Below are 639 nucleotides of genomic sequence, written 5' to 3'. Positions count from 1 at the left end.
CCTGGCACCACGCCCGCCCGGCCTTCGACGAGACGGAAACCCCGGACGAGCCCGCGCCTTCCCGCCGCGACAGCGCCGAGCCCGATCCCCGCGCGTCGGCGGCGCAGGAAACACCGGACAAGAAGACCACCGACGAGGGCACGGCCCCCGGCACGGACGCGAGCCCGACCGCCCCCGAGCCCGCCGCAGGCGAACCCGGCACCCGGAAGCCCGCCGCAGGCGAACCCCGTACGGGCGGGTCCGAGAACGATCAGAACCCCGCCGGAGGCGACCCCGCATGAGCAGCGACACTCTCGACGTCGTGCTGCGTCTCCTCGCCGTCTTCGTCTGCTTCCTCGTGCTGCCGCTGGTCATCGGTCAGACCGAGCACAAGGTGATGGCCCATATGCAGGGCCGTCTCGGCCCCATGTACGCCGGTGGTTTCCACGGCTGGGCGCAGCTCGTCGCGGACGGTGTGAAGTTCGCGCAGAAGGAGGACGTCGTCCCGGCCGACGCGGACCGGCGGATCTTCCAGCTCGCCCCCGCCGTGGCGCTGCTGCCGTACCTCCTCGTGCTGCTCGCGATCCCGGTCGGGCCCGGCAACGCCGTCGGGCAGGTCGTCGACGCGGGCATCTTCTTCGTGCTCGCCGTGATGGGCGT

Annotated in this window: 1 protein-coding gene and 1 pseudogene; both read left to right on the top strand. The window is 72.5% G+C overall.

The annotated features are described in order from the left end of the window. Window positions 1-281: pseudogene (locus K6I33_RS35535) on the top strand (hypothetical protein); the annotation flags it as partial. Continuing rightward, window positions 278-639: NADH-quinone oxidoreductase subunit H (locus tag K6I33_RS35530; RefSeq protein ID WP_229358901.1), on the top strand; the 362-nt coding region annotated here is incomplete at its 3' end. The pseudogene K6I33_RS35535 and the gene K6I33_RS35530, both read left to right, overlap by 4 nt.

This window comes from Streptomyces sp. UNOB3_S3, from assembly GCF_020740895.1.
Classification (GTDB): Bacteria; Actinomycetota; Actinomycetes; order Streptomycetales; family Streptomycetaceae; genus Streptomyces.
The sequence above is the reverse complement of the archived record's forward strand: the minus strand, read 5'-3'. Positions and strand labels throughout refer to the sequence as shown.